At 34.4% G+C, this 21,272-nt stretch carries 19 protein-coding genes, 2 tRNA genes and 1 pseudogene; 12 read left to right on the plus strand and 10 right to left on the minus strand.

Annotated features, from left to right (window positions below; all coding sequences use genetic code 11):
* Positions 1 to 33 precede the first annotated feature (33 nt).
* The 4 genes from AAGD93_RS07400 (at position 34) to AAGD93_RS07415 (ending at position 2,426) form a co-directional block, all read left to right on the plus strand.
* A tRNA-Leu gene (locus AAGD93_RS07400) sits at positions 34 to 118 on the plus strand.
* A gap of 70 nt (positions 119 to 188) precedes the next feature.
* Complete coding sequence (locus AAGD93_RS07405) at positions 189 to 686, plus strand: hypothetical protein (protein ID WP_341819450.1); 498 nt, start codon at positions 189 to 191, stop codon at positions 684 to 686.
* Between the two features lie 253 nt (positions 687 to 939).
* The gene (locus tag AAGD93_RS07410) at positions 940 to 1,647 is read left to right on the plus strand and encodes a uroporphyrinogen-III synthase (RefSeq protein WP_182321018.1); all 708 of its coding nucleotides are present in this window, start codon (positions 940 to 942) and stop codon (positions 1,645 to 1,647) included.
* Positions 1,647 to 2,426 carry an exodeoxyribonuclease III gene (locus tag AAGD93_RS07415; protein WP_006279450.1) on the plus strand — a complete coding sequence of 260 codons (780 nt, stop codon included), beginning with the start codon at positions 1,647 to 1,649 and terminating at the stop codon, positions 2,424 to 2,426. Before AAGD93_RS07410 ends, AAGD93_RS07415 begins: the two co-directional genes overlap by 1 nt.
* Before the next feature lie 26 nt (positions 2,427 to 2,452).
* On the opposite strand, the gene AAGD93_RS07420 is transcribed toward AAGD93_RS07415, so the two are convergent.
* Positions 2,453 to 3,592: a hypothetical protein gene (locus AAGD93_RS07420; RefSeq protein WP_341819451.1), complete on the minus strand. Its 1,140-nt coding sequence runs from the start codon at positions 3,590 to 3,592 to the stop codon at positions 2,453 to 2,455.
* 49 nt (positions 3,593 to 3,641) lie between these two features.
* A complete protein-coding gene (polA, locus tag AAGD93_RS07425) occupies positions 3,642 to 6,218 on the minus strand; it encodes a DNA polymerase I (RefSeq protein ID WP_341819929.1) in 2,577 nt (858 codons plus the stop codon).
* 537 nt (positions 6,219 to 6,755) lie between these two features.
* On the opposite strand from polA, the gene AAGD93_RS07430 reads away from it, so the two are divergent.
* From AAGD93_RS07430 to AAGD93_RS07440, 4 genes and pseudogenes are all read left to right on the plus strand, one after another.
* On the plus strand, positions 6,756 to 7,049 hold the full coding sequence (locus tag AAGD93_RS07430; protein WP_341819452.1) for a transposase: 294 nt from the start codon (positions 6,756 to 6,758) through the stop codon (positions 7,047 to 7,049).
* Positions 7,050 to 7,145: 96 nt separating this feature from the next.
* Positions 7,146 to 7,685 carry an IS3 family transposase gene (locus tag AAGD93_RS07435; protein WP_341819893.1) on the plus strand — a complete coding sequence of 180 codons (540 nt, stop codon included), beginning with the start codon at positions 7,146 to 7,148 and terminating at the stop codon, positions 7,683 to 7,685.
* Entirely contained in the window at positions 7,675 to 7,890 is a 216-nt protein-coding gene (locus AAGD93_RS07710; protein WP_353277370.1) for an IS3 family transposase, read from the plus strand. The genes AAGD93_RS07435 and AAGD93_RS07710 overlap by 11 nt, the downstream gene beginning before the upstream one ends.
* A gap of 131 nt (positions 7,891 to 8,021) precedes the next feature.
* Positions 8,022 to 9,277: pseudogene (locus AAGD93_RS07440) on the plus strand (IS4 family transposase).
* Between the two features lie 238 nt (positions 9,278 to 9,515).
* Here AAGD93_RS07440 and AAGD93_RS07445 read toward each other — a convergent pair.
* The 8 genes from AAGD93_RS07445 to AAGD93_RS07480 all read right to left on the minus strand — a co-directional run bounded on the left by AAGD93_RS07445 (position 9,516) and on the right by AAGD93_RS07480 (position 16,539).
* Positions 9,516 to 10,331, minus strand: a complete 816-nt coding sequence (locus AAGD93_RS07445) for an SDR family oxidoreductase (protein ID WP_341819453.1) — start codon at positions 10,329 to 10,331, stop codon at positions 9,516 to 9,518.
* A 5-nt stretch (positions 10,332 to 10,336) separates the two neighbouring features.
* Positions 10,337 to 10,981 carry an alpha/beta hydrolase gene (locus tag AAGD93_RS07450; protein WP_341819454.1) on the minus strand — a complete coding sequence of 215 codons (645 nt, stop codon included), beginning with the start codon at positions 10,979 to 10,981 and terminating at the stop codon, positions 10,337 to 10,339.
* 77 nt (positions 10,982 to 11,058) lie between these two features.
* Entirely contained in the window at positions 11,059 to 11,208 is a 150-nt protein-coding gene (locus AAGD93_RS07455; RefSeq protein ID WP_341819455.1) for a hypothetical protein, read from the minus strand.
* 120 nt (positions 11,209 to 11,328) lie between these two features.
* A complete protein-coding gene (locus tag AAGD93_RS07460; RefSeq protein ID WP_341819456.1) occupies positions 11,329 to 11,694 on the minus strand; it encodes a hypothetical protein in 366 nt (121 codons plus the stop codon).
* Positions 11,695 to 11,815: 121 nt separating this feature from the next.
* The gene (locus AAGD93_RS07465) at positions 11,816 to 13,483 is read right to left on the minus strand and encodes an aminopeptidase P family protein (RefSeq protein ID WP_341819457.1); all 1,668 of its coding nucleotides are present in this window, start codon (positions 13,481 to 13,483) and stop codon (positions 11,816 to 11,818) included.
* Positions 13,484 to 13,491: 8 nt separating this feature from the next.
* On the minus strand, positions 13,492 to 15,426 hold the full coding sequence (mnmG, locus tag AAGD93_RS07470; RefSeq protein WP_341819458.1) for a tRNA uridine-5-carboxymethylaminomethyl(34) synthesis enzyme MnmG: 1,935 nt from the start codon (positions 15,424 to 15,426) through the stop codon (positions 13,492 to 13,494).
* A gap of 514 nt (positions 15,427 to 15,940) precedes the next feature.
* Complete coding sequence (locus AAGD93_RS07475) at positions 15,941 to 16,372, minus strand: hypothetical protein (RefSeq protein WP_341819459.1); 432 nt, start codon at positions 16,370 to 16,372, stop codon at positions 15,941 to 15,943.
* Between the two features lie 91 nt (positions 16,373 to 16,463).
* Positions 16,464 to 16,539, minus strand: a tRNA-His gene (locus tag AAGD93_RS07480).
* Between the two features lie 150 nt (positions 16,540 to 16,689).
* Here AAGD93_RS07480 and murJ point away from each other — a divergent pair.
* From murJ to AAGD93_RS07500, 4 genes are all read left to right on the plus strand, one after another.
* Positions 16,690 to 18,186 (plus strand): murein biosynthesis integral membrane protein MurJ, encoded by a 1,497-nt coding sequence (gene murJ, locus AAGD93_RS07485; protein WP_341819460.1) that lies wholly within the window; start codon positions 16,690 to 16,692, stop codon positions 18,184 to 18,186.
* A gap of 3 nt (positions 18,187 to 18,189) precedes the next feature.
* The gene (locus AAGD93_RS07490; RefSeq protein ID WP_341819461.1) at positions 18,190 to 20,733 is read left to right on the plus strand and encodes an AsmA-like C-terminal region-containing protein; all 2,544 of its coding nucleotides are present in this window, start codon (positions 18,190 to 18,192) and stop codon (positions 20,731 to 20,733) included.
* Between the two features lie 94 nt (positions 20,734 to 20,827).
* Positions 20,828 to 20,962, plus strand: coding sequence for a hypothetical protein (locus AAGD93_RS07495; protein WP_341819462.1), 135 nt, complete (start codon positions 20,828 to 20,830; stop codon positions 20,960 to 20,962).
* 153 nt (positions 20,963 to 21,115) lie between these two features.
* The gene (locus AAGD93_RS07500) at positions 21,116 to 21,247 is read left to right on the plus strand and encodes a hypothetical protein (protein WP_341819463.1); all 132 of its coding nucleotides are present in this window, start codon (positions 21,116 to 21,118) and stop codon (positions 21,245 to 21,247) included.
* The last annotated feature ends 25 nt before the right edge of the window (positions 21,248 to 21,272 follow it).

Below are 21,272 nucleotides of genomic sequence, written 5' to 3' on the forward strand. Positions count from 1 at the left end.
ATTATTTAACTTTAACATAGTAAACTATAAAAAGCCCGGGTGGCGGAATTGGTAGACGCGCTAGCTTCAGGTGCTAGTAACTTTTTAAGTTGTGGAAGTTCAAGTCTTCTCTCGGGCACTCTTAGCTTCCATATTGCTTGTTGAATTAATTAATGCTATAATATAACGTATTAGGTAATATTTATGCTATGTATGGTGAAAAAGATAAGTTAGCCTACAGAAAGAAGGTACGAACTTACTCGAAACGCTTAGTTACTACACTATCTACTATCTCTTTCATGGGATACATAGCGGCATTGGTCTTGAATATTCCTGTCTTAAGTCTGTATTTTAGTATTGCCGGCACTATATTCAGTGCACTTTCGTTTGCTTTAAATATATGGTCACTAAATGATCATTCCCGACAACAGAATCTTAATAAGAAATCTGGCATAAAAAACACTCCAGGACAAAAAAAGTTAACAAAGATCTATCTTGATATAGCATCCAGTGCTTCATTTCTAATAGGAGGTATTGCATCTATGTCGCTTTTTGAGTCTTCTGTTATTTATTTTGTTTCTACGCCTTTTTTTATTCTAGGCTGTGTTATTATGGCAGCTAATATCGTTCAAACTATGATTAGTGAACCACAGACAAAAAACGTCCTTGAGAATCTCTCTTCAAATACTGCAAGAGTACAAGCTTAAGTATTAACTTATTTAACTTATACAGGAATATTAGCTATATAATTCCACTGAAGGAAGCCATTCAAAAGAGTTCGATGTAATTAGCGTCAAAAAAGTGTAAGCAGAAATTGTGGGCTTATTGGGGTAGGAGCGCTTAGTACTCCTACTTCCACATCAATTACTTGAATAATTGCTCAAGCTATCAAAATAAAAGTTTTTATTCAGTAATTTGTGTATAAAGGGTACTATTTTACTAGTAGTGAAATAAATCAGAATGAAGTCTATTTTATTAACGAGGCCTTTATTGGACTCGTTCAATACAAGAAATATATTGAGAAAGTATGGATACAAAGTTTTTATAGAACCAGTATTCACAATAAAGTACTTAAATCCTGATATATCTGCGTACGAATTTGACGTTGTGATATCTACAAGTAAAAACAGTGTAAAGGCTCTTAGTCAAATATGCAAAGAGGATGACTTTCCGATTATTACAGTTGGTAATTCAACCATGCAGGCTGCAAAAAATTTGGGATTTTCTGATATAATCTCAGCAGACAGCAACGTTGATGGTCTGATATCATTCATAAAAGCTCATTATTCAAACGCAATAAAGTTCTTGTATATAAGGGGACAAGAAGTATCATGTGACCTAAAAAAGAGATTATCTGAAGAAGATTTTAACGTAAGAGAAGTTGTACTCTATAAAACAATTATAAAAAGGAATCTAACTAATAGGTGTAAAAATTTACTATTGGATGGTAAAATTGATAGTGTTGCTTTTTTTTCCTCACAGACAGCAAGGATATTTTGTTCATTAGTTCTAAAAAGTGGGTTATCTCATGTGATGAATAATGCAGTTGCATATACCATGAGTAAAAACATTGCTGATAGTTTAAAGTTAATCAAATGGAAAAAAATTATAACATCGAGGTTGCCTACTGGGGAGAGTTTAATTGATATAATTAATAAGGATTGTTGATGCTAAAGATTGCAACTTGGAATGTAAACTCCATACGTAAAAGAGTTAACCAACTTTGTAGTTTTATAGTTGATAGTCAGATAGATATAATTTTGCTGCAAGAGATAAAATGTATGGAAGAGCAATTTCCTTATGCAGAGATAGAGAAGCTGGGATATGAATGTGCTGTCTATGGACAAGTTGCAAGAAATGGCGTTTGTGTTTTATCTAAATATCCGATACTGGAGAAGTTTAAGATTGATATCGTAGAAGGTTATCAAGAAGCGCGTTATATAGAGTGCATAATAAAGCACAATAATCAGAAGGTAAGGGTGGGAAGTGTATACGTTCCAAACGGTCAAAGCCCGGACTCTCAAGCATTTGAATATAAACTCAAGTTTTTTGATAATCTATATGAAAGGATGAGCACTTTGTTAAAGAATGAAGAGTTAACTATTATAGCTGGCGATTATAATGTTGCACCGGATGAAATTGATGTCTTTGATTCAAACTTATTGAATGGCCAAGTGTGCTTTCATATAAGAGAACGTGAGAAGTTAAGAGCGATCTTGAATCTTGGGTTTAAAGATGCGTTTAGAATATCTCACCCAAATTTGCAACAATTCACTTGGTGGCATTATCAAGGCAATTCACTCAGAAATAATCAAGGAATGCGAATAGATTATATGCTGTTATCACCACAAGCTGTAGATAAATTGGAAACATGCTACATAGATGATAGATTGCGTAAGCTAGAAAATCCGTCTGACCATACTCCTGTTGTATGTGCTATAGAATAATAGCAGATCTCTTACACAATTCACTTTTAGCAAACCTGAGTAGTCTTACCTTTGCTGCTCTGTGGTTTTTCCCTTCGTTTGTTTTCCTTTCCTGTCCAAGATTGATCGCGCTGCTCACTTTTTTCGTTTCCTACCTGGGAAATTTGCTCAGGAACAGGCTGTTGTTCACTCTTTTCTTTTCCTTGGGAAATTTGTTCAGAAACAGAGGTGCCTTTCTCAACTTCTGTAACTGGGGTTTTTAAAATATCATCAATGCCCTCGAGAATTTTTCCATTCAGTTTTGCTCTCTTTTCTGTATCATTTTTATCTTGTGAGTTAGGGTCATACAAAGTACCTTTTTTGTTATTTGAAAAAAGAACTCCCACTCCTCCTTTTATAGCAAATATTGCACCAATAGCAGCAACAACTACCGCAAGTGTAGTAGGACCAAAAATTGATATTGAAGCAATGGAAAAAAGAATAGGAAGAAAGATCTTACGTAAGAACGTTGTTACCATCTCTTCATCACTGAGTGGTGGTTCATCCTCTTCTTTTTTATCTTTACCTAAGAATGGTATTTTTTCTTTTACCCCATTCATAAAAGAGCTGGAAATATTTTTAGGATCTACCTTTATTCCAAACGGCCACCCGAGAAGCTTTATTAGTGAATCTTTAGCTTCTGTTTTACGTATATCAGCTATGCAATCATTTACTACTTGCTTTATTTTACCATTTTCTAAATTCTCTTCATTAGCTAAATTTTCTTTTTTAATTTTTTTAGATACGGAAACTAAAAACTGAAGAAAATTTTCTTCACTTAGTAACTTTATATCTTCTTGATTAATATTCTTGAATATACCTTCATGATTTTTTGATATAAAAGTAAAAATTTTCTTTTCATTTTCATCCTGTAATCGAGGTAACCGTTCCTTTAATGACTTCAGATCACTCTGTAATTTTTGTTTTTCTTTCAATTTCTGTTTCTTCTTTTCTATTTCCTGTTCCTTCTTTTCTATTTCCTGTTTCGTTTGCTCTTCTAGTTTTTCTGGATTTTTAAAAATATCTAGGAAAGTACAATAGATTAACTGATGTTTCTCTTTTTCAAATTTAAAAACTTTCTCATCTTTGTTAGTTACCTGAGTAGGTAACTTTGGAGGTTTTGAACTTTTTACTTGTGGGCCTGTCATGGCTGACCTATTTGCATTTGCTATGTTCTATTCTAACATATTTTTCGTATTAGTTCAAATGATTTATACTCCTAGAATTCACGATGTTTAAGTCATAATTAAGGGAATTTAGACCCCAGTTGTCGCCAACTTTTATTTCTACTTCAAGTGGTACAGAAATTTCTATTGCATTTTCCATTATATCTTTCATAAGTTTTGCTGTTTCTTGTACCTTTTCGTCCTCTACTTCAACCAGTAGTTCATCGTGAACCTGGAGGATTATTTTACCTACTTTCAATTGGTCAAAAAGCTGAATTGTCGCACGTTTTATTATATCAGCAGCGGTTCCTTGCAGTGGTGCGTTTATTGCTGCCCTTTCTGCAAATTGTCTTATATAAGGAATTGTATTGTTTATGTCTCTTACAAAGCATCTCCTGCCAAACAAAGTTTCTACATAACCATGCAATCTTGCGATAGACACTGCTTTTTCCATATAGGCCTTTATTTCTGGGTAACAGGAAAAATAGTAATTAATGTATTCAGCAGCTTCCGCAATGGTAATTCCAAGCCGCTTTGCAAGACCAAATGGGCTAATGCCATATATAATTCCAAAATTGATGGATTTTGCTTTGCGTCTTAATTGCTCATCTATTTCTTGCACTCCAAAAACTTGCCTTGCGGTGATCTCATGAATATCTTGTCCGTTTGCAAAAGCTTCTTTAAATGCTGCAACGTTTGCAACGTGTGCCAGGAGTCTTAATTCTATTTGCGAATAGTCAGCAGAAATTATCTTATGCCCTTTTGGCGCAATAAATGCTTGTCTGATAAGATTTCCCTCTTCGCTTCTGATAGGAATATTCTGTAAATTAGGATTGCTGGAGCTCAGCCTTCCAGTTGCAGTTGCAGTCGTTGAAAAGCTTGTGTGTATTCTACCATCAATGGAATCAACTTGCTTTATTAGCGCATCAGTGTAGGTGCCTTTTAATTTACTTAAATGTCGCCAATTTAGAATTTTACTTGCGATTTCTACCCCTTCTTCTTCGAGTGCCTCTAGAACTTCATAATTGGTGCTATACGATCCAGATTTTTTTGACTTTTTCTTTTTATTAAGCCCCATTTTGTTGAATAAAACATCACTTAATTGTTTTGGCGAAGCAATATTAAATCTTTCTCCTGCCAAATTATATATCTCATCTTCAAGCACGGCAATTACCTGCTGAAATTTATCGGACAGCTCCTGTAATTTTTGTATGTTCAGTAATATCCCATTTTTCTCCATATCAAATATTACTTTCATAAGTGGCTTATCGAAGCGCTCGTAAATTGTGAGCAATTTTTCCTGAAATAACCTTTGCTTTAGCTTTTCATGAATTGCTATTAAAGTTTTTGCCGAGAAAATTTCTGCATTTTCACTCAAATTATGCGCAACTATGTTTGGAATACTGTGATCATGCTTTCCTGTATCCAAGCTATACGACATTATCATCAAATCATCAACTGAATTTAGCATCTTCTCTACTGTAGGGAAGATTTTCCTGATCTCTTTAATGTTATGTATTATTTTAAGCACTCCATTTGAGAGCAAAGTTAAGTTAATTATAATGAGTGCATCTTGTATGCTGTCTTGCTCTATATAAAAAATATTACTTTCGCTATAAGATAGACTTAATACATTGTTTTCAAGGTGGTAATGAATTGCAATTTTGCCTTCATATCTACAATGCTCCAAAAATTTCTCTAACTCTTCACTACTATATTCTATTTTCTCTTTTGTGCTAGACCCATTATAGGAAAAAAGCTTTTCCATTTTACCTATTAAAGAATTGAATTCATACTTCTTTAAAAAGGATAATAGTTTTTCCATATTTGGAGGGCGAACTTCACATTTTGCAATATCATGTTGAAGGTCTACTTTTTCGCATAGTGATAAAAGTTCTCTTGAAATTAGCGCTTTTTCCTTATGTTCAGCAAGAATATTACGAATCCTCGTTTGCTCGATGTTATCAATGTTCTCTATAATATTATTCAATGAATCAAATTCATCTAGTAATTTAGCTGCAGTCTTCGGACCTATTCCCGGAACGCCTGGAATGTTGTCAGATGCATCACCAGTTAGAGAAAATAAATCAAGAAGCTTGTGTGAGTTTACACCAAATTTTTCTATTACTTGTTTTTCATCTATATATATATTTTTAATGGGGTCGAATATTAAAATATTGTGGTTCAAGAGTTGAAATAAATCTTTATCTGATGAAACGACTACCACTTTAAAGTCTTCGTGGTTGGCGTATTTTGCAGCTAGTGTTGCAATTATATCATCTGCTTCATAACCTTCAATCTCTTCATAGCTGAGGTTAAAAGCTTCTACCGCTTCCCTCAGTATGGTGAACTGTGGAGTTAGATCCTCAGGAGGCGTTACTCTGTTCGCTTTGTACTCAGGATATAAATTGTGCCTAAAATTCTTTTTCCCTGCATCAAGTGCTATAGTTAAGTAGTCCGAATGGGCAATGTACTTAAGAACCATATTCAGAAAGCCATATACACCACCTATTGGCATTCCTGTTGTGGTAATTAAGTGAGGTAGTACATAGTAAGCTCTGAAAAGAAAACCATAGCCATCGATGATTGTGAAAGTTTTTTCTTTCATTGTAGATATTGATGCGTGCTTTTGATGGTCCACTATTTAGCTGAGAAAATCAAGTTTTTGTTTTTCTGCTTTTGAGCGTTGTAAGAGATTTTACCGAAAATAGCATTCATGATGGGGATGTACACATATGTAATATCAAAACCTAGTAGAAGAAATTCATATTTTACCCAATCGAAGCGGGGAAATGTATTTCTCACCCGAATTCTGGATTAGAAATTAAAAAAACAAGAATATCAATAGCTTATTGTTTTAGCATTTACGATAAAGCAGTAAGTATTTCAAGATTAGTTACTAATTTAGTAAAATTCAAGAATTTCAATAGTTTAGCTATTTTAAATGAAATCAGATCTGTGTCAAGTAGGTAATAAATCGCTATTTTTAAATTTGATCAAATTTAATTAAAAAAGTCAAGACTTTCAATAATTTACCTAAAATCTAATCCAGAATTCGGGTTAATAGTGAGATGACCTTACCCAGAAAAAGTGGAGAGAAAGAAAGGAGTTTTTTCGGGTAAAATAAAATTTTGGAGGATTAGAAATGGCAAGAGAATATACGGCAGAATTCAAATTGGAAGCTGTTAAGCTGGCAAATGAACAAAGAAAGGTAGGTCAACCAGTTGCAAAAGTAGCAAGAGATCTAGGAATAAGGGATAGTGTATTAGGAAAATGGATGAAGAAATATAACGAAAAAAAGTCAGCGGCAAATGCATTTCCAGATGTAACACCTTATGACAAAGAGAGATTTGATTTACAGAAAGAGTTAGCAAAAGTAACAAGAGAAAGAGACATTTTAAAAAAAGCCCTGGGATATTTTGCCAGTCAAAAAGAGTAAAATATTTTTTCATAAAAGAGCATAGTAAACACTATAAAGTGCAGGAATTATGTAGGGTTTTCTGCTAGTGGCTACTATAAGTGGACTACAAGGAAAATAAGCAGTAGAGAATCAGCAAATAAAGAGTTATTAGCAGATATTCAAAAAATATATCAAGCTTCTAAATGTAGATATGGAGCTCCTAAAATTCATGCTGAATTAAAGGCTTTGGGTAAAAGTTGCAACTTAAAAACAGTGCAAAGTATTATGCAGAAAAATGGTATTCAGGCTATATTGAGAAGAAAATTTAAAATTAAGAAACAACAAACGGACAGTAGAGTCGTAGCTCCCAATATATTAGACCAAAACTTTATTGTCGATCAACCAAATAAAGTATGGGTAACTGATATTACTTATATAAAAACCAAAGAAGGATGGCTATATTTGGCAACAATAATCGATCTATATTCACGCATGGTAGTTGGCTGGTCAATGAGCAGTTCAATAAATAAACAATTGGTTATGGACTCTTTATTAATGGCCGTTAACAAGCGTAAACCTGCCAAAAATCTACTATTACATAGTGATCAAGGTTCACAATATACTTCGCAAGGTTATCAATATCTCTTATCCATAAAAAACATAGATGAGTCATAAAGGTTGTTGTTACGACAATTCTGTTGTGGAAAGCTTCTTCAGTTCTCTAAAAAGGGAGTTACCAATAGACACCTCTCGGCACTCTAAACAGCATATCAAAACTGCTATATTTGAATATATAGAAATTTTTTATAACAAACAACGTAGACACTCCACTATTAACTATTGCATTCCTGAGCATTTTGATTCATCATTCTCTTTGTGAAAAACATTCCAAACTTTCTCTCCACTTTTTCTGGGTAAGGTCAGCCATTAAGTTAAGGAAAAAAGATAGATTTTATGGGATAATGATGTATACCAATAAGTTTAAAGGTAGTATGAGTAAAAAAGGCAGTAATAAAATTTATTCAAAATGAATTGGCAAGTCTAGAATTTATAGAATCCCATAAATCATCTTCAAAAGATTTTATGAGAAAGAGGAAGTTATCTTTTATTGACATATTTATCTTAATTTTAAGAAAAAGTGTAAAGTTGCTGCAAGTAATACTAAACGAATTTATTTTATATAGGAAAAAAGACTATACCGTTACTGCTAGTGCTTTTAGTCAAGCAAGAAAAAAAATGAAACACAGTGCATTTTCAGAAATTAACGAAGGTGTGGTTTCCTTGTACTACCAAGACCAAAAATTTAAAACTTGTTTTGGCTTTAGAGTGTTAGCTCTTGATGCCTCCAAAATCATTTTACCAACAAGCGTTGAAATAAAAAATGAATTTGGCTCAAGAAAAATACGTAACCAAAAACCAAAAGATTTAGGTGATTATGCAAGTGCAACCTTTGCGGTTTGTTATGATGTGCTAAATAATGTTGCCATAAGGTCAGTGTTAGATAGAGGTAACACTCATGAAATTAACTTAGCAGATGAAATGCTTAAAGTTGTAAATACTAATGACTTACTGATTTGTATATTTATTTTATAAATTTCTTTCTAGCCTTACAAAAAGAAAAATTGCTTATGTCATTCGATGTCCCAGATCATCTTTTAATGAAGTGAATGCTATGTTTGAAGAAAAAAGCCCATCTAGTGTTGAGGTTACCATATGTGCTCAGCGTAAGATAAAACAAGAAAATAGTGGAATAACGCTTCAAAGTGGTACTGCCATCTGGTGAAATTGAAGTGTTAGCTACATCATTAATGGATGAACAAAAGTTTCAAACTGGAGGATTTAAGGAGTTATATTTTTTACGCTGGGGAGTTGAGACATTTTTTGCAAAACTCAAAGGAAGACTAAGTCTAGAAAATTTTACAGGAAAAAGTGTTGAGTCTGTTAAACAGGATTTTTGGTCAGCTATCTTTATTAGCAACCTAGAAAGTGTTATGACAGAAGATGTAGAAGAAGCGTTGAATATGGACTTAACCGATGATAAGCTTAAGAGGAGCATTAACAAATCTGTCTCATTTAACGCGATCAAAAACTTGGCTTTCGACATTTTTGCTACGGAATCAGATACTGACTGCATTATGGATCAATTATCAAAGCTATTTTTGATGAACACTTTGGCGGTAAGAAAGGGAAGGAAAGTTGATCGTCATAAGGTACCTTATCTTCGTTCGTTCAATTACCAAAAAAGGGTTAGAAAACACATATTTTGACTAGAGGTAGTATTCATATCTTCTGATAATAACTGGGTAGCTTATTGCCATAGCTCCTGTAAAATGACTTCTAAACAAACTATTTCTTAAGTAATTTACACTTCAGAGTTTATCTGCTTTAAAGTTTACTCTATTCTGTTTCAGCATTTGTCATAAATCCTTAATTATTTCTGACTTTTTAGTTCAGTTTTTAACCATTCTTTCCTTAACTTAATGGCAGTGACAATAAGCCTATCTATCATTCTGATGTGATTTCAGTTTTTTTTACATGCAAACTTTCTAATCCCACCTTGTAGTTAGGGTAAATTAGAGAGACATTAAGATCTTTTTTAATTTTAACATTACTTACTTTTTTTGATCCTAAATAAAAACTCTGTGCATAATCTGGTAGGGAAGAAGCCTCAATTGGTTCTGGAGGGCTAACATTGAGAAGTTTGGTCGCATATATTACCACTTCAGATTGTGTAGTGGGTAAATCGTCTGCACAATTGTATATTTCACCAGGTTTTATGTTTTGCATGGAAGAAAATAAAATATTCGATATATCTTCAACGTGAATACGAGAAAAAAAATGCCCTTCTTTTTTCACATTTCTTGCTTTGCCAAGCTGCAAGTCAATTAACACGTTCCTACCAGGACCGTATATTCCAGCTAAACGAAAAATATGTACAGGCAGTTTGCTATTCAGCCACCTCTTTTCAGATCTAAGGCGCTTTTCTCCTCTGATTCCTATAGGTTTTGTTTCAGATTCCTCATTCACCCAATTACCAGAGTGATCACCATAGACGCTAGTTGCAGACAAATAACCAAACCATTTAACATTTTGCAGGCAATCACCGTATCTCTCCACAACATCATCACCATCTGGAGGAATAGAAATTAAAACGTGCGTTGCGCTTTTAAGCAGATCTTGGCTAACCTTCTCATAATTAAAGAGGATTACATTTTGTATATCTTTACTTCTTGATGTGCCACTGACTTTCCAACCTAAGTTCAGTAATTTTTTCGATAAAAATTTAGCTACATATCCATAACCAAAGCAAAACAAGTGCATGAAAATTAATTTTTAAAATTCTTCTTGATAAATTCTACTCCTAATTTTATTCCCTCTTCATTAATAATATGCCCTAATGCATGAATTAGGTGTCCTTCAACATTTACTCCATTTTCTTTCAGAGCTTTAACCGCTAAGTCGAGGGACGAAAAAGGTACCACGTCGTCAGCATCACCATGGATAACACATATGTTAGGTTTTGACTTGATCTCTGGTGCAGTTTTTGAAGGTGAAAGAAATCTACCAGAGTATGCAACAACTGATGCACAGGATTGAGAGCGGGTGAGAGCTGTATGTATTGCAAGCATTGCTCCTTGAGAAAATCCAACTAAAGAAAGTTGCGTATCTTTTAAATTAAGCTCCTTTAATTTTGTATCAATGAAATGATTTACAATTGATGTAGCATTTTTTACTCCATTATATAGCGCTTCCTCACTACGATCTTCCAAGCTGAACCACTGATAACCATCACCTATTTCTCTTTCAAACGGAGCATTGGGTACTGCAAAATATGAACCCAGTAAAAACTTGCTCATAACTTTAGCAAGGTGAATGAAATTATCGCCACTTGAGCCCCAACCATGTAAAAAAATAATCAAATTTTTCTTATTTCCGCCTGCACAAATTTCTGGGCCTTTAAGTTCAATCATTTCTTTTCCTTTTGCATTTATATTTTTATTTAACACTAATTTTCAAATTTGTAAAAACCCATGTGCAATTATGTACACTAGCTCATAACTGTATGAACATTGCAATTTGCAGGCAATTCGCGTGGCAGATTCCAGTGCTTGACACTGGAATCCAGCTTTTGATCGAAAATGTTGCATAGTGCACAATCAATTTTTCTAGATCCCAGTGTCAAGCACTGGGATGACACCTCTGGGCACTGCCGTCATAAAGGAACCAGTGTCAGCTACTTTCATGACATCAATAATTGACCTCGACTTACCGTCCAACTAGAAAGTTGTATATAGAATGACAGAAATCCAGATGTTATTTACTTACTTTCGATCTTTTCTATCAATTTTTTAACTAAGCCTCTTAGCTTTTTACTGGATTCATCAAGCTCTTGAATCTGCGAGCTGTGCTCTTTCATTAGTTCCTTATAGTTACCTCTTATGTAGTCAATCATTTCCTTCATCTGAGCAATCATCTTGTTGATATCCATACTACCCAAATCAGATATCATGTTGGGCATAGCCCCTTCTAACATATCGCCAGCCATAAGCTGCTGAGACATTTCCATAAATGGTTTTAAAGTCTGATTAAGCAATTCAGGATCCTTGGCTAATTTTTCTATTTGCTCTTTGCAAGTATCCATATACTGCTTCATAAATTCATCTTCTTGCCCTTTGTCTGTCATAATTATAACCTACCTAAAAATACGTGTTCTCTATTATATATTGTTTTAAAATTAAAAACAATACAAAATACCTGTTACAATTGCATTAATACTTTTTAAATAATAAAAAATGCTCCTTTGCTTATAAAGGGTCACATACCTTCTTTAACCATTCCTTATCTTTTACGCTATTTTCTAAGTTTTTATAGACAAATTGATGATAGTCATTTATCCATTCAATTTCATCTTTAGTAAGCATTTGCACATTTATTAGTCTTCTATCATATGGAATAGAGGTCAGTTGTTTAAAGTTTAAGAAGCCGTCTTCTTGTCTGTCGACATATATCAGATTTTCAATTCTTATTCCATACTCTCCCGGAATGTAATAGCCAGGTTCGTTGGATAGTATCATGCCTGGCGTGAGTTTCACTTTATTTCCCTTTGATATTGCTTGTGGTCCTTCGTGTACTGATAGGTAACTTCCTACTCCATGCCCTGTACCATGCATATAGTCCATTCCAAATTTCCATAAATGCGTACGTGCCAATATATCCAATTCTCCACCAGTAGTGCCAGGAGGAAAGATGACACTTGCTATAGCAATGTGAGCTTTCAACACTATTGTATAGTGGATTATTTGCTCATTGGTCGGATTACCAACTACTACAGTTCTTGTCACATCAGTTGTGCCACTAAGGTATTGGCCACCAGAGTCAATCAAATATAGTCCATTTTTCTGAATTACCTTATTCGTCTTACTGCTTGCACGATAGTGAATTATTGCACCATTTTCATTAAATGCGGAAATTGTTGGAAAGCTCAATTGTTTAAACAAATTCTGCTCTTTTCTGTATTCTAAAATCTTTTCTTCAGCTTCAAGCTCTGTACCAACATTACTTTCAAGCCAATGTAGAAAATTTGTAACTGCTGCTCCATCTTCAATGTGTGCATTTATAGCCCCAGCTATTTCAGTTTGGTTTTTTACTGCTTTATAAATTAGACAAGGATCCTCTCTTTCAATTACCTGTTTATCTTTTATTACAGCCATGATACTCATTGGAGTTGTGTTTGGATCTATAACTATTGAATTTAGCTTGTGCAGCGAATTTTCTAGCTCACTAATATCAAAAATATTTACATGATTGCCTAAATTTGCTTCTATAGTTGAATGTTCTTTATCTTGAATAAACAAATCAACATTACCGCTTTTATACAATATAGCACGACCCAATATACATGGAGTATATTTAGCATTTTCGTTTCTTAAATTTAATAACCATGAAATTGAATTTGGATCAGTTAAAAGCACTGCTTCAGCTTCTTTATCTACGCTTCTAGCTATTTTTTCACATTTGTCCTTACTACTTTTACCAGCATATTTAATAGAATGTAAAACCACTGCTTGTTTTCGATAGTCACTTTTTTTTCCAGCTAAACAGGGTATTAATTTACAGATACTCTCATACTTTCTTATATCTTCTATGGTAAAATATTGCAAATAATAACCTAGTGAGGCAGTCGATGTTAAGTTTGCTTTTATCCATTCGCGTGGATCCTCTTCTTGTATATTATATACTTGAAAATTGCCCCGATCGAGCTGATTGCGAGCTTGTGTGATATAGCGTCCATCCGTAAAAAATGGGCACTTGTTGTCTTTTGTAACGATAAGTAGCCCATTTGTTCCTGTAAAGCCACACAGCTTTGTTAGCTCCTCTGAATACTCATTTAAATATTCATCTTTAGTATGCAACATAAATGCATCAACGTTTATCTCGTGCATAAAAGAACGAAATTCTTCGATTTTTGACATAGAACACCTCATACAAAATTAGCAGCCACTTTCGTTTTCCTGTTTCTCAAATACACTAATATGCTCACTATCGCTGCAGGAGTGATGCCTTGTATTTGCTTTGCAATGCCAATCGTCGCTGGTTTTATCGTCTGCAACTTTTCTATTACTTCACTTGACAGGCCTTTAACTTGTGAATAGTTGAAATCAATTGGAATTTGAGTGTTAATTTCCTCTCGTAAAAACTTCATATCCGCTTCTTGTCTTATTAGATAAGGTTTGTATTTTGCTTCAATTTCAACCGCTTCGCATATTTCATTCTTAGCTCTATTATCCGCTTTGGTGTGTCCCATTTTGTCATTCCAGCGCGTGACGCTGCTTAACTCCGGCCATATTTCTTGTAATTTATTCCAGTCGATGTTTGGATAGCTAAGTAAATCTAGTGCCGTTTTTCTTATCCCATCATAAGATATTTTGATACCATAAGACCTAAGCTGCTCAGGAGTAATCGTCAGACTCCCTAACTTCTCTTCAAGCTGCTTAATGGATTCAAGTTTATTCTGTAAAACAGAGTATCTCTCATGCGAAACAAGGGAAATATCATAACCTTTTTGTGTTAATCTTCTATCTGCATTGTCTGACCTGATAGCTAGCCTATATTCTGCACGCGAGGTAAATAATCTATAAGGTTCGATCACCCCTTTGATGACTAGATCATCTATCATTACGCCGATATATGAGTCTGTGCGATGAAGAACAAAGCTTTCTTTTTTTTCAGATGCAGAAAGTGCTGCATTGATCCCGGCAATAATTCCTTGCCCTGCTGCTTCTTCATATCCAGTGGTGCCATTAATTTGGCCAGCAAAATATAGGCCTTTAATTTTCTTAGTTTCAAGAGTATGGCTTAGTTCTCGTGGATCAATATAGTCATACTCAACTGCATATCCAGGCCTTAGTATTTCTGCGTTTTCAAGTCCTTTGATACTCTTTATCATTTCACGCTGCACTTCAATAGGCAATGAATTTGAAATTCCGTTCGGGTATACAGTATCATCATCCAGGCCTTCTGGCTCTAGAAATATTTGATGACTACTTTTTTCTGCAAATTTATTAACTTTAACTTCAATTGATGGGCAGTATCTTGGTGCTATAATATCATCCAAATACGAAGAAGCTGACCTGTGCAGATTCTCTCTAATTATTTTATGCGTGTTTTCATTAGTATGGGTAATAAAGCATGATACCTGAGGTTGGTTAATTTTTTCTGTGAGATAAGAAAACGGCACAGGTGGGTTATCACCCACTTGTTCTTGCAATATTGACCAGTTTATAGTGCCACGATCAAGCCTTGGCGGAGTTCCGGTGCGCAATCTACCTAATTTAAAATTATATTTCTTCAACGTATTTGCAAGTTCTACTGCAGGCTTATCTCCCATTCTCCCTGAAGGAGTTACCTGCTCTCCTATATGAATTACACCTTGCAGGAAAGTTCCCGTAGTTAAAACAACTTTACCTGTTAGTATATGTTCCCCTGAGCTTGTTATTACAGCTTTAATGCACAATTCTCCATTGTTATTACTCTCTATAAGGAAATCGTCAACTGACTCTTCTTTTACCGCCAAATTGTTATAATTTAGAATAATTTCCTGTATTGCTTGCTTGTATAATTTTCGGTCTGCCTGTGCACGCGGGCCCCATACTGCTGCACCTCTGCTGCTATTTAAAATGACTGAGTGTATACTTGCTTGATCGATTGCTCTTCCCATTATTCCATCAAGAGCGTCAACTTCCCTGACTACAACGCCCTTTGCAACTCCTCCGATTGCTGGATTGCAGGACATTTCTCCTATAGTTGAAATTTTATGAGTTATAAGCAGCGTGTTTGCACCAAGGCGAGCTGCAGCCGCAGCCGCTTCGCATCCTGCATGACCTCCACCCACTACTACTACGTCATATTTATGCATGCTTTCCTGAGTAATTTTTACTCTACTAATATTCTAATTATTAGCGGTTAATGTCAAATTTTATAGTGATACCTCTCCTGTTACTCCGTACTGCACATACAACTATACGCACATTCGTTTTTGCTAAGGTAATTCGCACGACAAATGATGTCATGCCAGCACGTAACGTACAGCTGTACAAACATTGCAGTTTGCAGGTAATTTGTGTGGCAGGTAGTCAGTGCCCCTATAATGTCATCTCAGTGTCCTCTTCTTGTCATTCCAGTGCTTGACACTGGAATCCAGCCTTTTCATAATCATCAAAACGTTGTATTTTAACATAAAAAGGCTACTTTTATGCTTACCAACTTAATAAAATTTCTGGATCCCAGTGTCTGGGCACTGGGATGACACCCCTTTGTGTTTGAGGCAAAACCGGCTATAACACTTAACACACTGCCTTTGCAAACAAATGTTCGTACAGCTATATGCTGCACACTAGAATAACAGAAAGCAGAAACCTTACTTAATTGGTTTAAAGTGATTCGTACCCCTTCCCTTTTGAAGAAAAGTGCTCAATTATAGGTGATATAATATATTCATTCACTTTTTCAGCAGCAAGTAGTGTAGCCAAGGTTGCAAACATCCCTGCAATTGGCGCTATGACTTCTATTGTTGCACCTGCTAAAGCTGCAGAGCCCAGTCCAAGCATTGCACCAGGAAAAATAGTAGTTGCGGCTGCAGCAAGGCCAACTCCAATTGCAGCGCTTGCAACGCATAAACATAAATAAGCAGGTATGAAAGGATCTTCTTTGGAGAATTCTTCTTTTATTACCCTATCATATGCAATCAATAATATTGCAGGAATAGCGGCAATAATTCCACCTACTACCAAAGGTGACAAAGCTGTAAAACTCAATCCCAAACCTGTCAATGCTCCTATTACTGATGCTGCACCACAAAGCATTAAAAATCTTTAGTGTCGTCATCCATACAACCTCCATAATTAATTGATATATTACCATTTATTCATATTTTTGTAAAGCAGGAAATTTTAGTGGGGCGAGCGACCAGGATCGAACTGGCGACATTCAGTACCACAAACTGACGCTCTACCAACTGAGCTACGCCCGCCAAGGTATAAAATTTCTAACATAAGAGCGCAAATAGTCAATTGATTATTTAACTCTCCTTTTGCAGAGGGTTTTAAGTTTAGCCAATAAATATTTTCATTGATACTTTTACCATTATAGTTAATCGTATTGACACTAATGAAGTAGTGGTATGTTTAAAAGTATTTTTACATTTAGTTTTTTTACGGCTATTTCAAGGATCTCAGGGTTAATAAGAGATGTATTGATTGCTACGGTTATTGGTGCAAACTCTCTTGCAGACATATTTTTTTCTTCGTTTCGCTTTGCCAATCTATTTCGAGCATTTTTTGCAGAAGGAGCGTTCACTACCTCATTCATACCGTTATACTCGACAGAATCATATGATAATAAAAAGGCATTTAATTTTGCAAGTAGTGTAATATCCATTACGTTTATTATCTTAGTAATTTTTTGCCTTATCATGCAAACTTTCTCCCCTTATATGATTCAAATTTTTGCTCCTGGATTTGACCAAAGTAAGTTTACCCTTACTGTTACTTTATCAAGAATTATGATGCCCTACATAATCTTTGTTTCAATTGCATCACTTATTGGTGGAATGCTGCAAGTAAAGCAGCATTTTGCTTCAACAGCTATTGCACCAATTGTTTTGAATCTCTGTTTAACCATCAGTTTATTTGTGCCTTACGTAAAAACTCCAGCGCACAATCTTTCTATAGCTGTCCTTATAGGAGGAATTTTCCAGCTACTTTTGATACTATTTAGTGCATACAAGTTAAAGGCAGCTTTTTCTTTTAGCCTTGAATTAAGCAATGAAGTAAGGTTGTTTTTTAAGCGTGTGGTACCTGCAATTATCAACAATTGTGTAACTCAAATAAGCTTATGGATTGATACAATCATGGCGAGTTTTATACCAAATGCGGTATCCTATATATATTATGCCGATAGACTAAATCAACTACCGCAGGGAATAATCGGTACTGCAATTGGTACAGTGCTTCTTCCTTTAATTTCAAAACAGGTGAATAATACTGAAAATATAGTCAAAATACAGAACAAGGCTCTCAACATAGGATTAATGTTAATTATGCCAACAACTGCTGCCTTTATCATTATTCCCGACATAATTTTACTTACGCTTTTTTCTTACGGCCGGTTTGATCATTATGCAGTGCAGCAAACTGTTCCCACTTTAATAGCATTTTCTCTTTCTTTACCTGCATTTATTATAAATAAAGTATTGCTACCTACATTTTTTGCTAAAGGCAATCTGAAAATACCAACCATATTTTCGCTAATGTGTCTTGGAATTAATGTAGTGCTAAACCTTTTGTTAATGAACGAGTATCAGCATACGGGGATTGCTATTGCTACTTCCGTTTCCACTTGGATAAACTCTATTCTATTAATTAGTTATTTAACAATAAATAAAATGTATAAGGTTAGCCAAGCGCTATTGTTAAATGTCATGAAAATTTTTGTAGCAACGGTAGTCATGTCAATAGCCCTTTATATTTTTAATTCTTTGTTGGCAGGATTATTTTTTGATAAAATGTTGGCTCGTATCGTTTATTTAGCGACTTTAATAGCTTTGAGTGTTATTGTTTATTTTGGTACTCTTTACTTAACTTTTAGAGGAAGTTTGGATAATTTAAAACATGTATAAACTATGAAACTTTCTTTATACGCCATATTATCAATCTCGTTGCTATTAATTCTTATGCACGTTGCTGCAACTTTTAAGGATTGGAGTGGCTACAGGAAATATATCATAAAAGAGTTGGAGAGGACGTATGATGCTAAAGTGCATATTGGAGGGAAAGTTAAAGTTTCATTGATTACCCCAAAGCTCACTATCTATAATGTATATATACAATACAACGAAAATAAAGAGCAAAAGTTGTCAGATTTAATTAGTGTAAGAAAAATTGAGGTAAAACCGTCACTCCTATCGTTGTTTTTATTTTCGTTGCAACCAAAGTCAATCACATTGTTTGGTATGAAAAGCAACAAAGAAAATTTACTTAATATTATAAATACAAAAGCCAGTGGTAACACAGTCGATATAGTAATAAAAGACAGCCAAGTAAGTTTTAAGAGTGATTTCGCTGATATTGTTAACATAAAGGAGGTTGCTGTAAAAAAAAATAGGCAATTCTCCGGTAAAGTAAAGGTAGGTGATAATAATTACGATTTTTCAGGAAAGGTTGATATCACAAAAAAGAATGTACACATTAGTGTTGAATCAAATTTTGTAAATTTGCTATTTACAGGTAATAGAAATCAAGAAGAACTCCAGGGTAATTTAACATTAACAATTAATAACAGTTCCGGTTCTGTGAGTGATTTAGCAAAAATCATTAATCTTAGCTTTCTCTCTTGTGTTATTCCTAGCGAAAATATCAAGATATCATCCAATATAAGTCTTAATGAAAGTGAGTTTACGGCAACTGACTTAAAAATTGATTCCAAAAGCATGCAAGCCAGCGGTACAATACAAAATGATAGAAAAGGCAATCACACTAATTTCAATATTAGCTTCAGTAAAGTTGATTTAGATTCCATACAAAATGATTCACAAAGAACAATGAATATGAAGGATCTTCTGGAATGTTTTAGAGCAGTTGTGCCAAAGAACTTGAGCTTAAATTTTAATATGGAAGCTTCTAACATTCAATATCAAAACAAAATATTGGACAATTTCCGTGCTGTACTAAAATCCACTGATGGCAAAGTAAAAGTTAATACGCTTCTTAAATTTCCTGGAATCAATAATATATCTTACTTATCAGGAGAGATCTCAAACAATAATGTCCTATCTGAATTCAACGGCGATTTATTAGTCGAAGGAAATGATTTTGGGTCATTCATTTCATGTTTTTTCCCTTCTATAAAGATGAAAGAAAACCAGAAAAATCAATTTACACTAAGTTCTAAACTGCACCTTGCACCAAGAATATTATCTATCTCAGACATTAGACTGCTAAATAATAAGGAATCCTTGCAAGGATCAATTAGAGTAAGCCACACAAAAAAACACAATGTGATCAATGGTGAATTTAGCATGCATAATCTTGATGCAGATAAATATGATCATTCATTATTTAGCAGTTTATCTAAAATGCAATGGCTGAAAAATTTTCAGTATGATGCAAATATAAAGGCCAGTGTTAATGACTTTACATTGAATGATACGAAAATTAAAAATTTGGATTTTTTGCTAAAAATGGAAAAAGGTAAGCTAGTTGCAGATAAAATAAAACTATCTGGAGAAGATTTCAATATTATCGGTAATGCAAAAATATTAGCAGATCAAAAATACGCCAAACCTTTATTAGATGTTAACCTTACGGGCAGTAAATTTAATGGAAATATCTTTAAATTACCAAATTTAGTAGAGGTAAAAAGAAATTCAAGAAATGAGATAGATCAAATTCAATGGTCAACAAAGCAGCTTGATTTTTTGGATGACAAAGAAGGCTTTGATGCAAATGTGCAAATCAATACTGCAGAATTTAAAACCGAGCAGAATGTTTTGAAAGATTTTAATTTGGATGCGGTAATGAGAAACAACACTATCACTATCAGGCAGGCAAGTTACGTATTAGAACGCGGGCAAGTGTTTTTTCAGGGTTATTTAAGATCAGACTCAATAAATACAAGGTTTTCTATTGTAAATTTGGACACTAAAAAGATTGGTAAGGTTATAGGAATTGACAATGTAAATGGTCAGGTAAGCTTAAATGGTGAAATCAAAACTCAAGGAAAAAGTTTTCATGATTGGGCTAGTAACTTATCAGGAGATGTAAACTTACAAGCGCAAGGAATAGAAGTTACTAATGTAGATTTCAATTCATTTATCACTAATTTGTTAAGCAGTAATAATAAGTCTGAAATCTCCACACTTGCTTATATTGATATATATAACGGTAAAACATTTTTTGAAAATATTAGCGGAAAAGCAAGTATTAAGAGTGGCATATGTTCAACTAGTTTACAATTCGGGATTGATCAAGCATCAGGGTCGATCTCTTCTAATTTAACCTTATCTAACTTCACTTTAAATTCTATATTCAGGTTCTTTTTCATACCACCAAATTATAGTAATCCAATCTATATCGATATGCATTTGGATGGCCCTATTTGGCATCCTAAGATGAGTTTTGATGTAGACCAAATCTTCATCGCTCTGGTTGGCAAGAAAAATAGTTAATTTACTTAGGTGTACGGTTTAGGGAACAATAGGCTTTTTGCATTACCTCCTGTCATCCAAGTAGCGTGACATACAACTGTACGAACATTGCAATATGGACATAGTAAACGATGTCATGAAAGTAGCTGACACTGGTTTCCATCCAAGAGCCAGTGCTTCTTTCTTGTCATCCCAGTGCCTCTTTCTTGTCATCCCAGTGCTTGACACTGGGATCCAGAAAAAAGGATGATGTCATCCGAGTAGCTGACACTGGTTCCTTATGACGGTGTCATCCCAGTGCTTGACACTGGGATCCAGGAATTTTATTAAGTTGGTAAGCATAAAAGTAGCCATTTTATGTTAAAATACAACGTTTTGATGATTATGAAAAAGCTGGATTCCAGTGTCAAGCACTGGAATGACAAGAAGAGGGTACTTGGATGACAGGAGAAGGAGGCATTGCCCTCCTGGTAGGACCAAATCGCAATGTTCGTACAGTTGTGGATTCATTCGCGGTATAGATTCCGCTAACTAGTAGCGGAATGACGGTTTTTCAAATT

The organism is Wolbachia endosymbiont (group A) of Brachyopa scutellaris (assembly GCF_964026995.1).
Classification (GTDB): Bacteria; Pseudomonadota; Alphaproteobacteria; order Rickettsiales; family Anaplasmataceae; genus Wolbachia; species Wolbachia pipientis.

Coding starts and splice junctions, on each gene's coding strand:
- AAGD93_RS07405 (WP_341819450.1), top strand. CDS start 189: ATGTATGGTGAAAAAGATAAGTTAGCCTACAGAAAGAAGGTACGAACT.
- AAGD93_RS07410 (WP_182321018.1), top strand. CDS start 940: ATGAAGTCTATTTTATTAACGAGGCCTTTATTGGACTCGTTCAATACA.
- AAGD93_RS07415 (WP_006279450.1), top strand. CDS start 1,647: ATGCTAAAGATTGCAACTTGGAATGTAAACTCCATACGTAAAAGAGTT.
- AAGD93_RS07420 (WP_341819451.1), bottom strand. CDS start 3,592: ATGACAGGCCCACAAGTAAAAAGTTCAAAACCTCCAAAGTTACCTACT.
- polA (WP_341819929.1), bottom strand. CDS start 6,218: ATGAAAGAAAAAACTTTCACAATCATCGATGGCTATGGTTTTCTTTTC.
- AAGD93_RS07430 (WP_341819452.1), top strand. CDS start 6,756: ATGGCAAGAGAATATACGGCAGAATTCAAATTGGAAGCTGTTAAGCTG.
- AAGD93_RS07710 (WP_353277370.1), top strand. CDS start 7,675: ATGAGTCATAAAGGTTGTTGTTACGACAATTCTGTTGTGGAAAGCTTC.
- AAGD93_RS07445 (WP_341819453.1), bottom strand. CDS start 10,331: ATGCACTTGTTTTGCTTTGGTTATGGATATGTAGCTAAATTTTTATCG.
- AAGD93_RS07450 (WP_341819454.1), bottom strand. CDS start 10,981: ATGATTGAACTTAAAGGCCCAGAAATTTGTGCAGGCGGAAATAAGAAA.
- AAGD93_RS07460 (WP_341819456.1), bottom strand. CDS start 11,694: ATGACAGACAAAGGGCAAGAAGATGAATTTATGAAGCAGTATATGGAT.
- AAGD93_RS07465 (WP_341819457.1), bottom strand. CDS start 13,483: ATGTCAAAAATCGAAGAATTTCGTTCTTTTATGCACGAGATAAACGTT.
- mnmG (WP_341819458.1), bottom strand. CDS start 15,426: ATGCATAAATATGACGTAGTAGTAGTGGGTGGAGGTCATGCAGGATGC.
- AAGD93_RS07475 (WP_341819459.1), bottom strand. CDS start 16,372: ATGCTTTGTGGTGCAGCATCAGTAATAGGAGCATTGACAGGTTTGGGA.
- murJ (WP_341819460.1), top strand. CDS start 16,690: ATGTTTAAAAGTATTTTTACATTTAGTTTTTTTACGGCTATTTCAAGG.
- AAGD93_RS07490 (WP_341819461.1), top strand. CDS start 18,190: ATGAAACTTTCTTTATACGCCATATTATCAATCTCGTTGCTATTAATT.
- AAGD93_RS07495 (WP_341819462.1), top strand. CDS start 20,828: ATGGACATAGTAAACGATGTCATGAAAGTAGCTGACACTGGTTTCCAT.